This is a genomic window from Streptomyces sp. RK9 (assembly GCF_045070545.1).
GTDB lineage: Bacteria > Actinomycetota > Actinomycetes > Streptomycetales > Streptomycetaceae > Streptomyces > Streptomyces alboflavus.
In genome coordinates, this window is record NZ_CP173703.1 from 1,972,677 (window position 1) to 1,991,013 (window position 18,337).

Annotated in this window: 21 protein-coding genes and 1 tRNA gene; 7 read left to right on the plus strand and 15 right to left on the minus strand. The window is 73.3% G+C overall.

Annotated elements, in window-relative coordinates; genetic code table 11:
* Window positions 1–30 precede the first annotated feature (30 nt).
* Window positions 31–822, minus strand: a complete 792-nt coding sequence (locus AB6L24_RS07695; protein WP_405653542.1) for a DUF4097 family beta strand repeat-containing protein — start codon at window positions 820–822, stop codon at window positions 31–33.
* A gap of 261 nt (window positions 823–1,083) precedes the next feature.
* Here AB6L24_RS07695 and AB6L24_RS07700 point away from each other — a divergent pair.
* Window positions 1,084–1,155, plus strand: a tRNA-Val gene (locus AB6L24_RS07700).
* A gap of 317 nt (window positions 1,156–1,472) precedes the next feature.
* Window positions 1,473–1,655 carry a CsbD family protein gene (locus AB6L24_RS07705; protein ID WP_405657082.1) on the plus strand — a complete coding sequence of 61 codons (183 nt, stop codon included), beginning with the start codon at window positions 1,473–1,475 and terminating at the stop codon, window positions 1,653–1,655.
* A gap of 624 nt (window positions 1,656–2,279) precedes the next feature.
* Here the strand turns inward: AB6L24_RS07705 and AB6L24_RS07710 are convergent.
* From AB6L24_RS07710 to AB6L24_RS07735, 6 genes are all read right to left on the minus strand, one after another.
* Entirely contained in the window at window positions 2,280–2,651 is a 372-nt protein-coding gene (locus AB6L24_RS07710) for a hypothetical protein (RefSeq protein ID WP_405653545.1), read from the minus strand.
* Between the two features lie 91 nt (window positions 2,652–2,742).
* A complete protein-coding gene (locus AB6L24_RS07715) occupies window positions 2,743–3,579 on the minus strand; it encodes a helix-turn-helix domain-containing protein (protein ID WP_405653548.1) in 837 nt (278 codons plus the stop codon).
* Window positions 3,576–4,112 (minus strand): DUF6879 family protein, encoded by a 537-nt coding sequence (locus AB6L24_RS07720; RefSeq protein WP_405653551.1) that lies wholly within the window; start codon window positions 4,110–4,112, stop codon window positions 3,576–3,578. The genes AB6L24_RS07715 and AB6L24_RS07720 overlap by 4 nt, the downstream gene beginning before the upstream one ends.
* Before the next feature lie 5 nt (window positions 4,113–4,117).
* The gene (locus tag AB6L24_RS07725) at window positions 4,118–4,354 is read right to left on the minus strand and encodes a hypothetical protein (RefSeq protein WP_405653553.1); all 237 of its coding nucleotides are present in this window, start codon (window positions 4,352–4,354) and stop codon (window positions 4,118–4,120) included.
* Window positions 4,355–4,491: 137 nt separating this feature from the next.
* Window positions 4,492–4,794: a hypothetical protein gene (locus tag AB6L24_RS07730; protein ID WP_405653555.1), complete on the minus strand. Its 303-nt coding sequence runs from the start codon at window positions 4,792–4,794 to the stop codon at window positions 4,492–4,494.
* 94 nt (window positions 4,795–4,888) lie between these two features.
* A complete protein-coding gene (locus AB6L24_RS07735) occupies window positions 4,889–5,890 on the minus strand; it encodes a GlxA family transcriptional regulator (protein ID WP_405653557.1) in 1,002 nt (333 codons plus the stop codon).
* A 158-nt stretch (window positions 5,891–6,048) separates the two neighbouring features.
* Here AB6L24_RS07735 and AB6L24_RS07740 point away from each other — a divergent pair, with 158 nt between their 5' ends.
* On the plus strand, window positions 6,049–6,897 hold the full coding sequence (locus tag AB6L24_RS07740; protein ID WP_405653560.1) for a S1 family peptidase: 849 nt from the start codon (window positions 6,049–6,051) through the stop codon (window positions 6,895–6,897).
* 59 nt (window positions 6,898–6,956) lie between these two features.
* Window positions 6,957–7,910, plus strand: a complete 954-nt coding sequence (locus AB6L24_RS07745; RefSeq protein ID WP_405653562.1) for a GlxA family transcriptional regulator — start codon at window positions 6,957–6,959, stop codon at window positions 7,908–7,910.
* Here the strand turns inward: AB6L24_RS07745 and AB6L24_RS07750 are convergent.
* From AB6L24_RS07750 to AB6L24_RS07760, 3 genes are all read right to left on the minus strand, one after another.
* Entirely contained in the window at window positions 7,877–8,371 is a 495-nt protein-coding gene (locus tag AB6L24_RS07750; RefSeq protein WP_405653564.1) for a hypothetical protein, read from the minus strand. The genes AB6L24_RS07745 and AB6L24_RS07750 overlap by 34 nt on opposite strands.
* Before the next feature lie 877 nt (window positions 8,372–9,248).
* Window positions 9,249–9,572, minus strand: a complete 324-nt coding sequence (locus AB6L24_RS07755) for a hypothetical protein (protein ID WP_405653566.1) — start codon at window positions 9,570–9,572, stop codon at window positions 9,249–9,251.
* Window positions 9,573–9,770: 198 nt separating this feature from the next.
* Entirely contained in the window at window positions 9,771–10,142 is a 372-nt protein-coding gene (locus AB6L24_RS07760; RefSeq protein WP_405653568.1) for a hypothetical protein, read from the minus strand.
* Window positions 10,143–10,234: 92 nt separating this feature from the next.
* Here AB6L24_RS07760 and AB6L24_RS07765 point away from each other — a divergent pair, with 92 nt between their 5' ends.
* The gene (locus AB6L24_RS07765; RefSeq protein ID WP_405653571.1) at window positions 10,235–10,855 is read left to right on the plus strand and encodes a LysE family translocator; all 621 of its coding nucleotides are present in this window, start codon (window positions 10,235–10,237) and stop codon (window positions 10,853–10,855) included.
* A 68-nt stretch (window positions 10,856–10,923) separates the two neighbouring features.
* Window positions 10,924–11,148, plus strand: a complete 225-nt coding sequence (locus AB6L24_RS07770; RefSeq protein WP_030358501.1) for a DUF2277 domain-containing protein — start codon at window positions 10,924–10,926, stop codon at window positions 11,146–11,148.
* Between the two features lie 52 nt (window positions 11,149–11,200).
* On the opposite strand, the gene AB6L24_RS07775 is transcribed toward AB6L24_RS07770, so the two are convergent.
* Entirely contained in the window at window positions 11,201–11,821 is a 621-nt protein-coding gene (locus AB6L24_RS07775) for a DedA family protein (RefSeq protein WP_380858664.1), read from the minus strand.
* A 275-nt stretch (window positions 11,822–12,096) separates the two neighbouring features.
* On the opposite strand from AB6L24_RS07775, the gene AB6L24_RS07780 reads away from it, so the two are divergent.
* Entirely contained in the window at window positions 12,097–12,639 is a 543-nt protein-coding gene (locus AB6L24_RS07780; RefSeq protein WP_405653574.1) for a superoxide dismutase family protein, read from the plus strand.
* A 122-nt stretch (window positions 12,640–12,761) separates the two neighbouring features.
* Here AB6L24_RS07780 and AB6L24_RS07785 read toward each other — a convergent pair whose 3' ends face one another.
* The 4 genes from AB6L24_RS07785 to AB6L24_RS07800 all read right to left on the minus strand — a co-directional run bounded on the left by AB6L24_RS07785 (window position 12,762) and on the right by AB6L24_RS07800 (window position 18,104).
* On the minus strand, window positions 12,762–13,223 hold the full coding sequence (locus AB6L24_RS07785; RefSeq protein WP_405653576.1) for a DoxX family protein: 462 nt from the start codon (window positions 13,221–13,223) through the stop codon (window positions 12,762–12,764).
* Between the two features lie 71 nt (window positions 13,224–13,294).
* Window positions 13,295–15,388 (minus strand): FAD/NAD(P)-binding protein, encoded by a 2,094-nt coding sequence (locus tag AB6L24_RS07790; protein WP_405653578.1) that lies wholly within the window; start codon window positions 15,386–15,388, stop codon window positions 13,295–13,297.
* Window positions 15,389–15,609: 221 nt separating this feature from the next.
* Entirely contained in the window at window positions 15,610–17,337 is a 1,728-nt protein-coding gene (locus AB6L24_RS07795; RefSeq protein ID WP_405653581.1) for an alkaline phosphatase D family protein, read from the minus strand.
* 119 nt (window positions 17,338–17,456) lie between these two features.
* The gene (locus AB6L24_RS07800) at window positions 17,457–18,104 is read right to left on the minus strand and encodes an HNH endonuclease family protein (protein WP_405653584.1); all 648 of its coding nucleotides are present in this window, start codon (window positions 18,102–18,104) and stop codon (window positions 17,457–17,459) included.
* Window positions 18,105–18,337 lie beyond the last annotated feature (233 nt).

The window sequence follows — 18,337 nt, forward strand, 5'->3', positions numbered from 1 at the left end:
CCACCGGTTAGGGACGAACACACGGGCCGGTCAGTTCGCGCTGCGCACTGTGACGTTGCCGTCGGCGCTCCGCACGGACACGTGGTGGGGGCTGCGGTCGTCGCGGGGAACGGTGACGTCGGTGCCACCGTCGACGGTTTCGGTGTCGACGCGGTACGAGGTGGCCCCGCCCTGGCCACCACCCCCCTTGCTCCCCTTCACCGGCAGCGCGATGTCCACGGACCCGTCCTGGCTGCGGGCCTGCAGCCGGTCGGGGGCGGCGGCGAGGTCGAGCCGCACGGAGCCGTCCTTGGAGGTGGCGCTGACACGCTTCGACGTGACGCCGACGGCGCGCACGGACCCGTCGACGCTGCGCAGGTCGAGCGGCCCGCTGACGTCGCGCAGCCGCACGGACCCGTCCGCCGAGCGCACCTTCAGGGGCTCCCGGAACCCGGTGGCCGTCACCGAGCCGTCCTTGTTCACGACGTTCACGGCGGTGCCGCGGGGGACGACGACGCGGTGCTTGGCGGAGCAGTTGGTGATGACGCCGCTGCACTTCATGCGCAGCGTGAGCCGGTCCCCGTCCATCTTCCACGTGACCTTCGGGCTCTTCCCGAGCACCGTCCGCCCGTCGAACCACCGCGTCACACGCACGTCCTTCGCCCCCTCGTCGCCCGCGACCACCAACTCCAGAGCCGAGTCATCGGAATCCACCGTGAGGGTCCGCCCCGACAGCGCGAACGACCGCCGCTCCGGATCGGAGTCGTCCGAGGCATCGGCCCCGCACGCCGCGACGAGCCCGACGACGGCACTCGTCGTCCCCACCGCGACCAGCACCCGCATCCCACGCGGACTCCGCCCCTGACCCGGACGACGACTGCGGACGGCCATGACACTCTCCCCTTGCTCCCCTTGCCCAATGCCCACAGCCCCTGCCGCAAGCACAGGACGACCGTACGAACCCGCGCCCACCAAGGGGATCCGGCCGCCCACCGAATCCGAGGTGGGGCTAGCCCCCGCACCCCCGACGACCTCCGCCCTCACCCCCCCCACCATGTGTTTGCGAGGCCGCCCCACCGGCAAGGTAGGCTGTCGGAACATTCCGGGCGCGTAGCTCAGGGGTAGAGCGCTGCCCTTACAAGGCAGATGTCGGCGGTTCGAAACCGTCCGCGCCCACCGGATTGATCAGCGGAAAGGCCCTGCATCCCCAGCTCAACGGGGGTGCGGGGCCTTGCTGTTGCGGCATGAGACGCAGTCTGACGCACCACTCGCGCAATCTGACCGTACCCCGACTACCGCGCCCTGGACTTCCTGCGTACGGCTCGTCGTCGACCTCGGCACCACCGCGGCACCCGGCACCCGGCACCCGGCGGGGACGGTCCGTCGGCTCGGGCTCGACCTGGCGCTGTGACGGGGGGCCGCGTCCCGGGATGCGGACCACGGGCAGGAGCCATAGCGTGACAAAGTCCCCCAACCCCACCAGAGGAGTGATCATGGGCGTGGACAAGGCCAAGGGCAAAGCCAAGGAAATGGTCGGCAAGGTCACCGGCAACGACCGCATGGAAGCCGAAGGCAAGACCGACCAGGCCAAGGCGAAGATGCGGGACGCCGCAGAAGAGGCCCGCGAGAAGGCGCACGGCGTCCGCGACTCCCTCCGCGACCGCGACGACCGCTGACCACACGCCGAAGAGCCGCTCCACCAGCGAGGTGGGGCGGCTCTCGCGTCCGTGCGGGCGCAGCGCGGCATGGGGGGTGCGACGGTCACGCGGGTCCGCTGACCGTTGTCCCCACAGGCACACGTTCCCTCGCGCGCGGCCGTACGGTGCTGGTCTGCCGATCCGACGGGGGTCCGATGCGCAGGGTGGACCTGGCCAGCCCAGCGGACCGCGTGCTGACCGCGATGCCCGACGACGTGCATGAGCAGGTGCGACATTCCTGCGACCGTGTCTGGCGGATCGGTGGCCTCGCGCCGGTTCACTCCTGGTGTCGGCCTTGATGGTTGTCAGGAGTGGACCGACTCGAAGGCGTCAGGGTGTTCGCCGCCTGCTCACGTATCGGGCGACTCGTTTGGCGCCTATGGCTACGGGCACTACGGCGATCCCTCCGGCCAGCCCCCACACCATGCAAGCTGCCCAGGACTGATCGCTCACGGTAAGGCCGAGGAACACTCCCATGGCGGCCAACACCGCAAGCGAGGCGGTCCGCTCGGCGCCCGTGTGAGGACCCTTCACGTCATCTGTCATTGCAGTGCTCCTCACGAGCCGTGCCGTTGGGGCTTGGAAGGACGACGGCGTCGCCTGTCAGCCGAACAGACCGCCGACAACTCCGGCGACGGCTCCGCCCGGACCTCCTGCGACAGCCCCGGGGATGCATCCGGCTCCTCCTCCGGCGACGGCGCCACCCACGCACCCGCTGGTAAGTCGCATGGCGGTGCCCTTGGCGGCGTCGCTCACCCACTTGGGGTCGGCGACGACGGGAAAGGCTGTGGAGTCCGTGGTCTGTACCGACTGAATGAGGGTGTTGCCGTCGATGCGGTAGCTGGTGGGGATGGGGTTGCCGTGAACGTCCTTGGCCCAGGGGGCAGCGAAACCGCCCAGGAAGGTGCCGTTCTTGGCGACTGCGGCAACGGCGCCCGTCGCGGTGTGGTGCGCGGAGCGCGTCGATGCGTCCATGGGCAGGACCGTAGGGACGGCGTCTGTGCGCTGCTCGCCGATTGAGCGGGATTGCGCCGGCCATGACGGACGGTGTGCGGAGTTGCGCGGATCAGCCGAGTGCGGCGCGGGTGCGGCCCAGAAGACGTCGGGCGGCAGCGCCGTGCAAGGCGGACTCGCTGAGCCGGTCCCACACGCGTCCGTACAACGCGAGGTCGTCGGCCGACTCCAACCGCAGCTCCGTGTTGATGGTCTCGACGACGACCCGCTCCTCGTCGAAGATCCAGAAGCCGTGCCTGGGCGTGATCCGCATCGGCGCGCCGAGCGGCACGACGCCGAAGGAGACCGACGGCATGCCGATCAGGTTGATCAGACGGTCGAGTTGACCGGCCATCACCTCGCGCGGACACACAAGAGCGTGCAGCGCTCCCTCCCACAGGAGGACGCGGAAGGTCTTGTCCGGCTCGTACAGGACTTCCTGCCGTTTCACGCGGGCGCGCACCGCGGCCTCGGTGTCGCGCGGCGTGCCCATGAGATCGGCGTTTGCGAGCAGCAGATGGTGCGCGTAGTCCGGGGTCTGAAAGAGGCCCGGCACGACGGTGGCCTCATAACCGCGCAGCGCCGAGGTGCGCCGATACTCGGCGACGTACCTCTCCTGTACGCCGCGATGGCCGGAGGCGAGTTGCCGACGCCAAGCCCGCTGCTGCGAGCGTATGCCACGCAGTCGGCTCTTCAGCCCGGCCGCGGTGTCGGGCTCGCCCGCCGCGGCGGCCCACTGGTCCAGATCAGTGGGCGTCGGCGTCTGCTTTCCCGTCTCCAGCCTGCTGACTCGCGACCGCTGCCACCGCAGCCGTGCAGCCACGTCCTTCCCGGTGAGACCCGCGTCGGTGCGCAGCTCGCGAAGCCGCGCACCGAGGGCGCTCCGGTCGGCGTCGGGGTGGGTGGTCACAGATCAGAAGGTACCTGCGCCTGGAACTCCCTGGTAGGCACCGCATGGTGCCAAGCCAGGTCTCGGACCTGGCACGCGTGTACGACGCTCTCGGGGTCCTCCAGGACATGAACGCCGAGCGTCACGTTGTCGGCGTCGATGACGAACTTCACGACCGTGCGGGAATCGAACAGCCAGAAGTCGTAGTCCGGCAGACCGAGCCGCACGGCGTCCGCCCGCCACATGTTGCGGATGTCCTCGCCCGCGGCCACGTTGCCCAGGCCGGAGGCGAGGAGGAACCGCTGCCCCTCGGTAGGAGGGTTGTCGACCAGGCGGACGCGTTCATACCGCTTGCCTTGCTCGCTCTGCTTGCTGACCCCGATACGCCAGGAGTCGGGCGGTTCGCTGACGATGTCCTCTCCGGCCTGCCACCGTCCCCACTTGGGACTCTGGCGGTCCGATGCGTAGCCTCGCCGGGTCTCCAGGCGCCACGCCGTGTGCTCGAAGTCGGTGAAGAGGTGTGCGATCTCGTCGAACGGGATCAGGTCCGGCACTCCGACTACTCCTTGTCCCGCGACTCGTCCGACGATCCGGCATCGCGGGGAGCGAAGCGGGTGAGCAACTCGCGCGGGAGGCGCACGAAGGTCTCCGACGGTTTCACGTCCCGCAGTTGGGCGAGGTGTTCGGGGTCCGTCTCCCGCTCGCCCTGTACGAGGATGTCGCCTGTCTCGACGACCTCGTACAGGGTGGGACAGTCGCCGTGGTCCGATGTCGTGCCGATGAACCTGAGCGTCATGTCGCTCTCCATTCAGGCCGGTTGGGCTCAAGGACGCGTCGCGCAGGAGGAACGGTGCCGGAGGATTGCGAGCGATTGCTCAAAGTCGGCCCGAAGATCCTCCGTGCGGGTAGCCGGCGGGATGGGCGGCGTCGTGGCTACGGGCCGGTGACGTCGTCGTTCAACTTGCTCTCGTCGGTATCCCCGTTCCTCTTCCCGTCCGTCCACCCCAGGTCGTCGAGTGCGGCGTCCGCGACGAGTGCCGTGTAGTCGTCCTTCTTGACCCCGTCGCAGCTGCCCGGTCGGCCCTTGCCGCCCTCCGCGTACTGCTGCTCCAGGGCCCGGCCGCAGTCCTCGACGCGGTCCTCGTACGAGGAGTGGTTCAGCCAGAGGATGAGGCCGGTGATGCCGGCGGCGATGGTGAGGGTGGAGGTGGGGATGAAGATGGTCGAGCGGCGCATGGGTCCCCCCGGGGGCGGGTGTTGAGGGCCCGGAGCGTAGCGGCGCGGTCGGTGTGATCGGGCGGGAACGGCCCCAAGGCGTACGCCTCGACGGTCAGTTCGGGGGGCGGTCCGGCTCGTCCGCCGGGGCGAACAGGGCCACCAAGGTGCGGAACGCCGTGCGGTACGCGGTGGGGGTCGTGCCGTTGAGGCGCTGGAAGTGGTGGCGGAGGTTCGCGGGGGTGCCCAGGCCGGTGCGGGCCGGGATGTTCTCCACGGGGGTGTCGGTGTGTTCCAGGAGCCATTGGGCGTGGCGCACCCGGGCGCGCAGGAGGTACTGGAGCGGGGTCAGGCCCGTGTGGACGCGGAAGCTGCGGTTGAGGCTGCGGACGCTGGTCTGTGCGTGGGCCGCGATGTCCGTGAGCGTCAGGGGATGGTGGAGGTTCGACTCCAGCCAGGTCGTGGTGGGGGTGAGGGGAGTGGGTTCGTGGGGGCCGTGGGGTGTGCGTGGTGCCGCTCGCAGCGCGTCCGACGGGTTCGGGAGCATCAGGAAGAGTTGGCGGTCGGCCTCCAGGGCCGCCTCCTTGCCGTGGTCCTCTTCGATGACGCGTACGCAGACGTCCTTGCCGCCGAGCACGCCCGCCGACGTGAGGAACTGGCCGTCGGCGACCGGCCAGTCCGTGAGTTCGACCTCGATGCGGGGGTGGCTGCGGGCCAGTTCGGGCGCGTGCGACCAGGCCGTCGTGGCGCGGCGGCCGTCCAGGAGGCCCGTCGCCGCGAGAGCGAAGGTGCCGGTGCCGATCGTGGCGATGCGGGTGCCGCGGTCGGCGGCGGCGCGCAGGGCTTCGAGTACGGCGGGGGGCGGCGGGTCCGGGCAGTCGCCGTATCCCGTGACCAGTACCGTCCCGGCGTCCGTCAGTCCGTCCAGGCCTCGCTCCGGTGTCACGAGAAGCGGGCCGGGAGGGGCCGTCGTGACCGTCTCCCGCGCGGCGCACACCCGCAGCTCGTACGGCGGGCGGCGGTAGAACGTGCGCGAGGCCGCGCCGAACAGCAGCGCCGGAGTGCTGAGCTGGGGCGCGGGCACCCCGTCGAGCGCGAGCAGCGCGACCACGGTCATGGCCAGAATTTAGCCCAGGGTGGCGGCAGCCCGCTTTTTACCGGCCCCTGGGCCCACGGAGCATGGAGGAACACGCGGCGGGGACCACGGCGATGCCCGGTCCGACCGCCCGCACATGTCGCATTCCGCATTTCTCGTACCAGGTGAAGGGCACCTCCATGTCTACTCCCGCCTCCCGCCCGTCCCGCACCGCCCGCCGCGTCCTCGGCGGTCTCGGCGCGCTCGGCGCCGCCACCGCCCTGTGCGCCACCGGCCTCACCGGCAGCGCCCAGGCCATCGTCGGCGGCAAGGACGCCACCAAGAAGTACCCGTTCATGGTGTCGATCCCGATGACCCTGGAGAAGGAGGACGGCACCAAGCTGAAGGGCGTGTGCGGCGGGACCCTGATCGACCCCGAGTGGGTCGTCACCGCCGCCCACTGCGCCCAGGACGACTTCGTGGCCAAGCCGACCGGGAAGGTCCGCGTCGGCAGCGACCGGCTCAGCTCCGGCGGTACGGTCCGCACCATCGTCGAGAAGGTCGTCAACCCCGCGTACGACATCGGCGGCGACAAGCGCTCCCACGACGACATAGCCCTGCTCCGCCTCGACCGGCCCGTCACCCGGTACGCCCCGATCCCCGTCGCCGACCGCGCCCCGAAGGTCGGCGCGCACACCCGGATCCTGGGCTTCGGCACGACGGTCGACAGCACCGACCTGGAGGAGTGGAAGTTCTCCGAGCGCCTCCAGGAGCTCGACACCCGCAGGGCCGCGGCCGACAAGTGCCTCGACATCAAGGGCAGGACCGAGCTGTGCACGCAGAGCCTGGTCCGCGATGCCATGGCCTGCAACGGCGACTCCGGCGGGCCGCAGGTCCAGCGCGTCGGCGGGCGCTGGCAGCTCGTCGGCGCCACCTCCGGCGACGGTGACGCGGCCGTCGACCGGCGCTGCGCGGGCGGCCCCGGGATCTACACCTCCGTACCCGCGTACAAGAAGTGGATCGAGAAGACGATCGCCTCGCGGCGCTGAGCGGCCGGAGCCATGGGTGACTCCCGGGTGACTTCCGGCGGATGCGGATAATGCCGGGCATGTCAGTCATCGCGCTGCTCGTCCTCGACGGCGTCCCCGCCCACCAGCTCACCACCCCCGGCCTGGTCCTGGACGCCGTCGCCCGCAGCGCCCCCGGGGCCGCGTACGAGCTGCGGGTCTGCGCGGTCCCGCGCACCGTCACCACCGCACGTCCCGCCCCGCTGACCGTCACCGCGGACCGGGGGCTCGACGGGCTCGACGGGGCCGGGACCGTGCTGGTGGCCGGGCACGACGGGTTCCGGGCGGAACCGCCGCCGGGGGTGGCCGATGCCCTGCGCGCGGCGGTCGGCCGGGGGAGCCGGGTGCTCGCCGTGGGCACCGGCGCGTTCACGCTCGCCGCCGCCGGGGTGCTCGACGGCCGCCGGGCCACGACCGAGTGGAGCCACGTCCCCGAACTGGCCGCACGCCACCCGCGGGTGGCCGTCGACCCGGCGGGGACCCTCGTCGTGGACGGGCCGTTCCGCACGTCGGCCGGGTTCCTCGGCGGGCTCGACCTGTGCCTGCGGCTCGTCGCCGAGGACCACGGCGACGAGGTGGCCGCCGCGACCGCCCGGCACCTCGTCCTGCCCGTGTACGACGACGCCGGGGCCGCGCGCGCCGAGCTGGCCCGTGCCCTCGCCGAGTCCGGCGGTCTGGAGCCGACCGTCCGGTGGCTGGAGGCGTCCGCGGACCGGCCCCTCACCCTCGCCGACATCGCCGCGCACGCCCGCCTCAGCCCCCGCACGCTCGACCGCAGGTTCCGCGCGCACACCGGCCTCAGCCCGCTCAAGTACCTGCTCCGCGTGCGCCTCGACCGGGCCCGGCACCTCCTGGAGCACGACGACGCGACGATCGAACAGATCGCCACGCGCGTCGGGTTCGGCTCGTCGGCGGGTTTCCGCAGGCACTTCCGCGACGCGACCGGCCGCACGCCCCGGGACTACCGGGCGGCGGCCCGGCGCGACTCCGACTGAAGGTGGGCCTTGGCGTTGATCAGGGCCCGGGTGCGCAGGCGGCGCCACTCGGCGAGGTCGCTGCGGTGGCGGTCGCGGATCTCGGTCAGCGGCTCCTCGCGGAAGGCGGCCTCCGGCTTGAGGTTGTTGACGACTGTGGACACGCGGAACCAGCGGCGCTGGTCGCCGTAGAGGGTGCGCTGGGCCGAGGCGAGGCAGCCGTCGGTGTGGGCGCGCACCGCGTGGCCGGTGGGCAGGGTCAGGGCCAGCTCCGTGCGGCCGGTGCCGAACAGGGCCCGCGCCACCCGCTGTCGCTCGGCGGCGGACGGGGGCCGGTCGCCGGGGCGCGGCGGGGTCAGGCCCTTGCGGGTCAGACAGGTGTCGGTGAGCTGCTGCTGTGCCGCCTTGATCGTGTCTCCGGGCGTGAGGCCGGGCGCGTCCTCGCCGCTCGGCGCGCAGCCGACGGCGAGGACGGTGAGCATCAGGAGGGGGAGGGTCGCGAGCGCGCGCAGGTTGGGTCGGGACGGGCGCGGGCCCGGTCCGGATGCACGCGGGCCGGGCAGAGGCAGGGTGAGGCGTGGGCCCGGTCCGGACAGGCGCAGGCCGGGCAGGGTGAGGCGTGGGCCCGGTCCGGATAGGCGCAGGCCGGGGAGGGGCAGGCGTGGGCCCGGTCCGAATAGGCGCAGGCCGGGCAGGGTGAGGCGTGGGCCCGGACCGGACAGGCGCAGGCCGGGCAGGGTGAGGCGTGGGCCCGGTCCGAATAGGCGCAGGCCGGGCAGGGTGAGGCGTGGGCCCGGACCGGACAGGCGCAGGCCGGGCAGGGTGAGGCGTGGGCCCGGACCGGATAGGCGCAGGCCGGGCAGTGACAGGCGCAGGCCCCGTCCGGACACGCGCAGGCGCGGTACGGACGGACGCGCGCCCGGGCCCGCCTCGGCCTGCCGGGAGCGACCGGCCCGCGCGGGACCGCTCCGCCCGGCTCGCGCCCCGGCCTCTCGTGGCTCACGGGGCTCACGTGGCTCTCGGGGGGCTGCTTCTCGGCGCATGCGGGCGGCTCCTGGGGCTGGTTCGGTGCGCGGTGCATGCGCACCCTCCCCACGGACCGCCCGGCTAAGCACCTTGTCACCCGGACCGGTGAGCGGGCGGGCCGGATGCCGCCCGTGGCTGGGTGGGCGGGCTGGACGTCGCCTGTGGCTGGGCGGGTGGGCCGGTGCTGCCTGTGGCTGGGCGGGCGCGCCGGACGTCACCCGTGGCCGAGCGGCCGCGCCGGATGCCGCCCGTGGCTGGGCGGGCACGCCGGACGTCACCCGTGGCTGGGCAGCCGCGCCGACGTCACCCGTGGCCGTGCGTCCGGCCCGGACGCTACCGGCGGCGCTGCTGCGACGCCGGATGCGTGCGCCGGTACCTGCGGTCCCAGCGCTCCTGGCGGGCACGTCGGATGCGGTAGTCGCGGTACGAGGACGGGATGCCGCCACCCCCGCCGCCACCGCCCGAGCCGCCCGCGCCCCCGGCGCTGCTCGCGCCGCTCGCGCCGGCCCCGCCGCCCGCGGGTCCCGGCCGGGCGTGGCCGGCGTCGTGATGGCGGACGAGGAAGTAGACGAGCACCGCGGCGGCCACCCACAACAGAGGCTGCTGGAAGCCCAGGGCGATCAGGACGACTAGTACGGCGACGATCAACATGTTCATGGCTGAACCTCCGCACGCTGGACGCGGGCAGCCTGGGTCGCATGGCGTCAGCTGTGATCGATGACAGATGTGATCGAAGACAGGGACCGCACGGGCGCGGGGCGGGGGCGGCTCCGGAGCGCGGGCCCGCTGTCACGGGGTCGTACGAGGGCTCGTTCGGCCCTCGTACCGGGAGTCAACGCCCGCCGCCACCGCCTGTCAATGCTCCTCGGCGGACGTGCTGGGCGCGGCTTCCCCTGCGTGTTCGTGCACGTGCTTGAGCAGCATCCGGGTATCCACCGCGTCCGGGCCCGAAACCTGCTCCCAGAAGCGGTGGCAGCTCACGAACACCGCGAGCTCACGCTCCCGTGCGCGCAGCTTCTCGACCTCTGCCTGTTGGTCCGGCGTCCAGCCGGGGGAGGCGGGGCGCTCGACCTTGCGCCAGCCGCCGTCGTCGCTGAAGCCGTCCAGGGGCTCCACCGACCAGGGCAGCCGCCGCAGCAGGGCGTGCAACTCCGACCTGACCTGGTGCAGCTCCTCCTGTCCTGCGAGGAGGTCGCTCGGGAACTCGTACGAGGGGGTTGCGGGCACGCCGTAATGGTACTCCTGTTCGAATTCATGAGGCGAGTGGTACGGGGGGTGTGTCGGGCGGGCGGTGGCCGGTGGGTGTCAGACTGGCGCGCATGCTCGTACAGTTCCTCGCCGCCGCCGGTGTGCTCGCCGTACTGACCGTCGTGCCGGGACCCGACATGGCCGTGACGACGAAGCGCGCCATCGCCTCCGGCCGGCAGGACGGCCTGCGGACGGTCGGAGGCATCACGGCGGGGCTGCTGGTGTGGGGCGTGCTCACGGTCGCGGGTCTCGCCGCCGTCCTCGCCGCGTCCGCCGTCGCCTACACCGTCGTCAAGCTGGCCGGCGCGGCCTACCTGGTCTTTCTCGGCGTCCAGGCGCTGTGGCAGAGCCGCCGGGGCGGCTCGGGGGCCCTGCCGGTGGCCGGGCCTGCCGCGACGGGCAGCCCTTGGCGCATGGGACTGGTCAGCAATGTGCTCAACCCGAAGATCGCGGTCTTCTACACAGGCCTGCTGCCCACCCTCGCCCCGTCCGGCCTCGCCCCGCAGGCCGGGATGGCGCTCCTCGTCCTGGTGCACGCGGCCCTGACCTTCGTCTGGCTCGGCGGCTATGTGCTGCTGCTTTCCAGGGCCCGCGCGTTCTTCGAGCGGCCTGCCGTGCGCAGGGCGCTCGACCGGGTCACGGGGGTCGTCCTGGTCGGGTTCGGGGTGAAGGTGGCGACGGCGCAGCCGTGACCGCGGACTTCGGTGGCGCTTTGCGTGATCGGTTCCCGTCCGGGCCGCGTACGCGCGAAGCTGGAGGCATGTGCCGCAGCATCAAGACCCTCCGCCCGCCCGCCCTCCCCGAGAAGGCCACCGACGACGAGATCCGGGCCGCCGCGCTCCAGTACGTGCGCAAGGTCTCCGGGTTCCGCGCCCCGGCCGCCCACAACCGCGAGGTGTTCGACCGCGCCGTCGACGCCGTCGCCGAAGCCACCGCGGACCTGCTCGCCCACCTGGAGGTGCGCGGGGCGCGCGCGGCGTCGTAGTGCGCGGGGCCCCGGGAGCGGGGCCCCGCGCACCTGCGCCGTCGGACGGGCCCTAGCCCGCCGTCGACTCCCGCGGCCGCCGCACCAGGAACGCCGCCCCCGCCCCCGCGAGGAACAGCGCGAGGACCGAGACGCCGGTGGCGAGCCAGGTCGCGCCCAGCCACTGGCCGCCGAAGTAGCCGAGGCCCACGCTGTAGCCCGCCCAGGCCACGCCCGCGAGCACCGACCAGGGCAGGAAGTCGCGCACCCGGCGGTGGGCCGCGCCCGCGCCGAGCGAGACGATCGAGCGGCCCGCGGGCGCGAAGCGGGCGATGACGACCAGGACGCCGCCGCCGCGCGCGAGCGCCGTGCCGAGCCGTTCCTGCGCGCTGGTCAGGCGCCGGGAGCGGGCGATGGCCCGGTCCAGACGTTCACCGCCGCGCCAGGCGATGCGGTACGCGACGAGGTCGCCGAGCACGGACGCCGTCGCGGCACAGAGCATGAGCAGCAGGATGTCCGGCACGTCGTGCGGGACCCGCCCGGTGCCGGAACCCGCGGCGGCCGCCGCCGTGGCCGCGGTGATGACGAGCACGCCGCTCGGCAGCAGCGGCAGAAAGACGTCGAACAACACGGAGAGGGCCACGACCGCGTAGATCCATGGGCTGCCGGTCAGCGCCCCCACACTCTCCAACACCGAAACTCCCCCGTTGTTACTCCCCGGTCGGCAACTCGTCGCCGCGATGTCGCGGGGAGCGGCGGGTGGCGGCCTGACAACAGCTGTACAGCGTACGCCGGACCACCGGCCGTAGATCCACTGGGGGCTCAGATGTTCGCTACATCACGTTCACCCGGCTGCCCTCTCCGACGCGGCGCGCACCCCTGAAGTCCCGTACGAACGGAGCAGAAGCGCACACAACGGGCGCTGAATCACTGACAAGTCGACAAGTAGGAGAAAGGGAGAACTCGACAATGGTGGCAGGGATACTCACCGCGGCCGTGACGGCCGCCGTGCTCGCCGCGAGCGGCGGCGTACCGGGCGACACCGGCGACTGCGTGCGCGCGAAGGGACGGTTCGCGCCGTCCAAGGCGCTCTCGCCCGCGCTGACTTACGACCGTGGGCTGGTGCCTCCGGGCGCCCGGATCGAGGTGACACAGCGCCACGAACGGTCCGGCACCCGGGTCGCCCTGCGGGTGCGGGGCCTCAAGCCCGGCCACGCGTACGGCGTGCACGTGCACCAGAAGCCGTGCGGCCCGGACCCGGCCGCGGCGGGCGGCCACTACCAGCACCGCCGTGACCCCGTGCAGCCCTCGAAGGACCCGGCCTACGTCAATCCGGCCAACGAAGTGTGGCTGGACTTCACCGCACGGCGGGACGGCTCGGGGGCGGCGGCCGCCGTCCACTCCTGGGGGTTCGGGCCCGGGCAGGCGTCGTCGGTGGTGCTCCACCGGGAGCAGGGCGGCGCCGGGGACCGGGTGGCCTGCTTCACGGTGCCGTTCGCGCCGCGCGCGTGAAGAAACGGAACGTGCGCGCGGACGGGCGGCGCGCTTGAAGCGGGGCGCACACGAAGGCGCCCCCTCCTCCGTACCGGGAACCACGTACGGAGAAGGGGGCGCCGCTCGGACGGCCCGGTGGGTCAGGCCGCGATGGGCGTGCGCTCCGCGTCCGCCGTCGCCTTCGTCTCCCGCTCGCCGCGGGCCGCCGCGATCACGCGGTCGAGGCTGAACGCGCCGGAGCCCGTGAAGACGAGCAGCAGGAAGACCCAGCAGAACATCGCGGAGGCCTCGCCGCCGTTCTGTATCGGCCACAGGGCCTCCGGCTGGTGGACCTTGAAGTACGCGTAGGCCATCGACCCTGACGAGATCAGTGCGGCGCCGCGGGTGCCGAGGCCCAGCAGGACCAGGCTGCCGCCGACGAGCTGGATGACGGCCGCGTACCAGCCGGGCCAGGTGCCCGCGTCGACGGTGCCGCCGCCGCCGTCCGTGCCGCCGAGGACGCCGAAGAGCGAGGCGGCGCCGTGGCAGGCGAAGAGCAGGCCGACGACGATGCGGAACAGGCCGAGGGCATAGGGCTGGGCGCTGTTGAGACGTCCAGTCATGGTGGGGGACTCCTTCGGTCTTGACTCGGTTTGGGGACGGGAACCGATCGAAGACCCAAGATTAGGTCCGCCTAATTAGTACTTGCAACTTCAACATCTGAGTGTTTCGTGAGAATCGGCTGTATCCAGCCGTCGCAGGTGTCCCCGGCGTTCGGCGCCTCGGCCAAAACCGTCGTCGCCCCCGCCGCGGCGGCCCCGGCCCCCGTCGCCGCCCGCAGCGCGGCCCGCGCCACCGCGTCCGCGTCGGACAGCGTCACCGAGTCCACGCCCGGCCTCGCCCCGGCCGCCGTCACCCAGTGCACCCCCTCCGTCGGCACCCCGAACGCGAACCGCCGCGCGTGTGCCCGGCCCTCGCGGTCGAGCAGGCGGTAGGGGCGTGGCGTGACGTCGAGGCCGCCCGTCTCGTGGCCGTCGACGGCGTGCGGACGGCACCCGCCGGACCGCAGCAGCCCCGCCAGCAGCGCGTCCCCGGTGCGCCGCAGATCGGGCTCGGGGAGGCGCGCCTCGATCAGGGTGGTCACCCGCACCCCGGACCCGGGCACGTCCGGCGAGTACGCGTAGAACGCCCCGTCTGCCCCGTCTGCCCCGTCTGCCCCGTCTGCCCCGTCCGCCCCGTCCGCCCCGGCACCCCCGCACCGCACTTCGAGCCGCGGCCCAAGGACCTCCACCACCCCCGCCTCGACCAGCGCCGTCAGCTCCTCGATGCGCCGCCGGGGCGGGCCGATGGACAGGAAGGCGTTGAACGGCGTGTACCAGCCGTCCAGATGGGCCCGGCGCGAGGCGCCCGCGAGGCCGCCGTGGTCGACGACGAGCCGCAGTTCGTTGCGCAGGTCGCGGAGCACGTCGAGGGCGGCCTTGAGGGGGCCCGCGACATTGCCGAGTGCGGCCTGCGCGGCGTCCTCGCGCAGGTGCCCGAGCAGCCAGGCGCGGAAGCCCCCGGGGGAGCGGAAGACCTGCCCCGCGTGCGGGTGCGCGAGGCGCTCCCACGACCACCGGTCGGCGGCGGCGAACCCGAACGCGTCCAGGACCAGGGACTCCTCGGGGCTGCCGTGCGCGGTGTCGAGGAAGCGGTCGCGGAAGGCGGCGGCCCGCCCCGCCGCGCCGGCCGCCGCGAGCCGCGCCTCGTAGTGCACGGTCTCGACCTCCTTGGCGACCAGCGGCCAGACCTCGGTCAGGAAGTCCGGCGCGTCCCCGCTGTCGGCGCGCTTGCGGAAGCGGGCGACGGCCTCCGGGGTGAGCACGGCGGGCCGGTGCCGCCCGTAGGGGCCCTTGGCGTTGTCGCCGCGCGCCTGGTACGGCACGCCGCGCCGCGAACCGGCGTACAGGCGCGGCTCGTTGCCGGAGGCGAGATAGCGCAGCCCGCCCCGCTCGCCGGGCACGAAGCGTCCGCCGCGCCCCGACGTCAGGAGCGCCATGTGGTCGAAGAAGTTCAGGCCGAGCCCGCGCAGCAGGACCGGCTCGCCCGGGGCGACCGCGGTGAGGTCGACGTCGGCGGGGTTGGCGGGCGGGATGTGGCGCAGGCCGTGCCGGTCGGCGTACGCGGAGAGCCGTGCCCGGTCGCGGTCGGCGGTGTCGGGCAGATGGCCCTGTGCGAGGACGACGGCGGCGAGCCCGGTTATCTCCCGGGAGTCGTCGAGGACGAGGGTCTGCGCGCCCCCGTCACGGCTGCCGCCCGTGCCGTCGGTGCCGCCCGTGCCGTTCAGGACTTCCCGACCCTCGTCGAGGCGGACCGCGCGGGCCGCGTGCGTACGGACGCGGACGGAACCCGGGGCGGCGCGCACCGTCTCGGCGAAGAACCACTCCAGATAGCGGCCGTAGTCGGCGCGCGTCGGGTAGTCGTCCGGACCGAGCCCCGGTATGTGCCCGCGCGCCGCCCACTCGTACAGGCTCGGACCCGGCCGGATCGGCCCCGCGCAGTCGACGCTCGCGTCGGTGAACAGCGTCACCTGGGAGGCGACGGTGTTCATCAGGAGCTCCCGCGACTGGCCGGTGCGCCAGACGAGGCCGGGCCCCGGCGGCGCCGGATCGACCATGTGGACCGTCAGCCGCGCACCCGGCGGCAGCAGCTCGGCGGCCGAGGCGCACAGGCGCTCCAGGACGCTGGTGCCGCGCGGCCCCGCGCCGACGACGGCTATGGAGTGGTCGACGGTCGCAGCAGCAGACAAGAGCGTGACTCCCGGTACGGACGGGGCGAGGACCGGCTCATCATGCCGCCGGAGACACCGTTGCCGAAGCCCGCTTCGGAGGATCTCCATCCGGTTGTGTCCTGAGTCACGGCCAAGGCGGACATCGCCGCTACCCGTGGGAGGTTCGCCCCGTCACACCCGTACCCGCAGCAACCGCGCACACGGGACGCACGGGGCCCAGTGCCGTCCAGAGGCCGCACTCACGGCGTGAGCGTCGTCCGCTCCACCGTCTCCAGGCGCTCCCCGCCGCCCTTCTCCGCCCGCGCCCGGTCCAGGCGCAGCTCCGCCGAACGCCCGCGCAGCGTCAGCGTCATCAGGTGGTTGCCGAACCAGGGGCCGCCCGTCCTGCGCCAGTTCACGGCGGCGCGCGGGAGCCGTCCGTGCCGGGCGAAGCGGCGGCCGAGGGCGCGGCCGACGCGGCTCCAGCCGAAGCGGAAGCCGACCCGTATCGAGGCGGGGATGGAGTTGTGCACCGGCGAGCAGGTGAGCTGCAGGACGCGGGCGTCGGGCCCGCCGCCCCCGGGCCAGGTGGGCTCGGCGACGTACGCGTGGTGGACGTCGCCGGACAGGACGCACACCGTCGCGGGCGCGTCCGGGACGGAGCCCGCGTCGGCTATCAGGGCGGCCAGGGCGTCGAAGGACGTCGGGAAGGCGGCCCAGTGTTCGAGGTCGGCGCGTCTGCGCAGGTCCTCGCCGAAGCGGGCCCAGCGGGCGCCGCGCTCGCCGCGGCACAGGGCGGCGTTCCAGCCCTCGGCGTCGTGGATGAGGTGGGGGAGCAGCCACGGCAGGGACGTCCCGATGAGGAGGTGGTCGCAGCCGCCCTCCAGGGCCTGCTCGCGCAGCCAGGCCGCCTCGCCGGGGTCGAGCATGGCGCGCTTGTCCTCGTCCAGGACGCGGGCCGCGCGGGTGTCGACCATCAGCAGCCGCACCCGGCCGAAGTCACGCCGGTAGCTCCACCGGGCCGCCGTAGGGTCGGCGTCGGCGGTGGCGGCGTGGGCGCGCAGGGCGTCGGTGCCGTCGGGCGTGGCGCGCACGGCCGCGAACACGGCGTCGCGCTCCAGCTCGTCGGGCGGCAGATTGCCCAGGTGCTGATAGACCCAGTACGACATCAGGCCGCTGAGGATGCGCTCGCGCCACCAGGGCGTGGCGCGCATCTCGGCGAGCCAGGAGGCGCTGGTGTTCCAGTCGTCGATGACGTCGTGGTCGTCGAAGATCATGCAGCTGGGGACGGTGGAGAGCAGCCAGCGCACCTCGGGGTCGAGCCAGGACTCGTAGTAGAGGTGGGTGTACTCCTCATAGTCCGCGACCTGGTCGCCCGGGGGTTCGGAGAGGTCGCGGCGCGCGGCGAGCCAGCGGCGGGTGGCCTGGGAGACCTCGTCCGCGTACACCTGGTCGCCGAGGAGGAGCAGCACGTCGGGGCGCGGGGCGTCGGGGTCGGCGGCGATGCGGGCCGCGAGGGTGTCGAGGGCGTCGGGGCCGACGGGGTCGTGCTCCTTGCCGGTGTCCCCGCCGGTGCCTTTGGCGCTCCGGTGGCCCAGGTCGTGCAGGTGGGAGGTCTTGGCGGGCGGCGCGGCCCACCGGCAGGAGCCGAAGGTGACGCGCAGGGCGGCTGCGTCCCCGCCGTCCGAGCCGTCCGAGCCGTCCCCGGCCGGCGTGCGGATCGTGCTCGCCGGGAAGGGCGAGTCGGGCAGCGGCCACACCGGACTGTCGTCGAGCGTGACCTCGTACGCCGTGTCGGTCCCCGGGCGCAGCCCCTCGACCGGCACCAGGGCGTAGTGGTGCCCGGCGACCTGGAAGGTCCTGGCCGTCCCGCGCGTGCCGTCGGCGCAGCGCACCTCGGCCGTGCAGGGCCGGTCGGCCTCGACCCAGACGGTCGCCCGCGCGCCGTCGACGTACCTCAGCAGTGGACCCAGACGCAGCCGCGCCACAGTGATCACCTTCCTCCGTCGCCCCGTACGGTACGGAACGACGGAGGCGGGCGGGACGGTTCCGCACAAGCGGACCCGGCTCGCGCGGGATCAGACGGGACCGGCGGCCGCCCGGCGGGTCAGCAGCCGTTCAGGATCGAGCTGAGCGCGCTCTTCTCGGCGGAGTCGACGGTGAGGCCGTAGTGCTGCTTCACGTCCACCCACATCCGGGCGTAGAAGCAGTGGTACGAGGTGGTGGGCGGCAGCCACTTCGCCGGGTCCTTGTCGCCCTTGGCCTGGTTGACGTTGTCGGTCACGGCGATGAGCTGGGGCTGGCCCAGGTCGTTGGCGAAGCTCTCGCGCCGGGCCGTGGTCCAGCCGCTCGCGCCGGACTTCCAGGCCTCGGAGAGCGGGATCACGTGGTCGATGTCGACGTCGGAGGCGGCGGTCCAGGTGCCGCCGTCGTAGGGGGACCTCCAGGTGCCGGAGACGGCGGCACAGCTGCCGTCCTGCTGGACGTTCTCGCCGTCGCGCTTGAGGACGACCTCGCGGGTGTTGCAGGCGCCGGACTGGGTGGACCAGTGCGGGAACTTGTCGCGGCTGTAGCCGTCGGACGAGCCCTCGGGGGCCACGGTGAGCTGGCCGAGGTAGGTGCGGGCGGTGGCGGCGCTGACCGGGGTGGGCGGGGCGGCCTGGGCGGGGGAGCCGGAGAGCAGGGTCGCGGCGGAGGCGAGGGCGGCGACGGCGCCGACGGCGGCGATGCGGTGACGCGCGTAGATCGTGGGCATGCGAACTCCCTTGATGTGGGGGGACATTGACCGGTGGGGCGGCCATGCTGGTGCGCTCGGGTTGCCCCGAGGTGTGCATCGGGTGACAGGGTCGCGTCAATCACCTGTAAACATCAAGGGTTCTGGCGCCGCGTCATGGAGGCGCGCCGGGGCGGAAGTTGCCACTTCGGGGGAATTGCCCGAGCGGGGGTGCTCCGGTTCGCGGTGGATTGCCCGGGGCGGGCGCCGGGGCG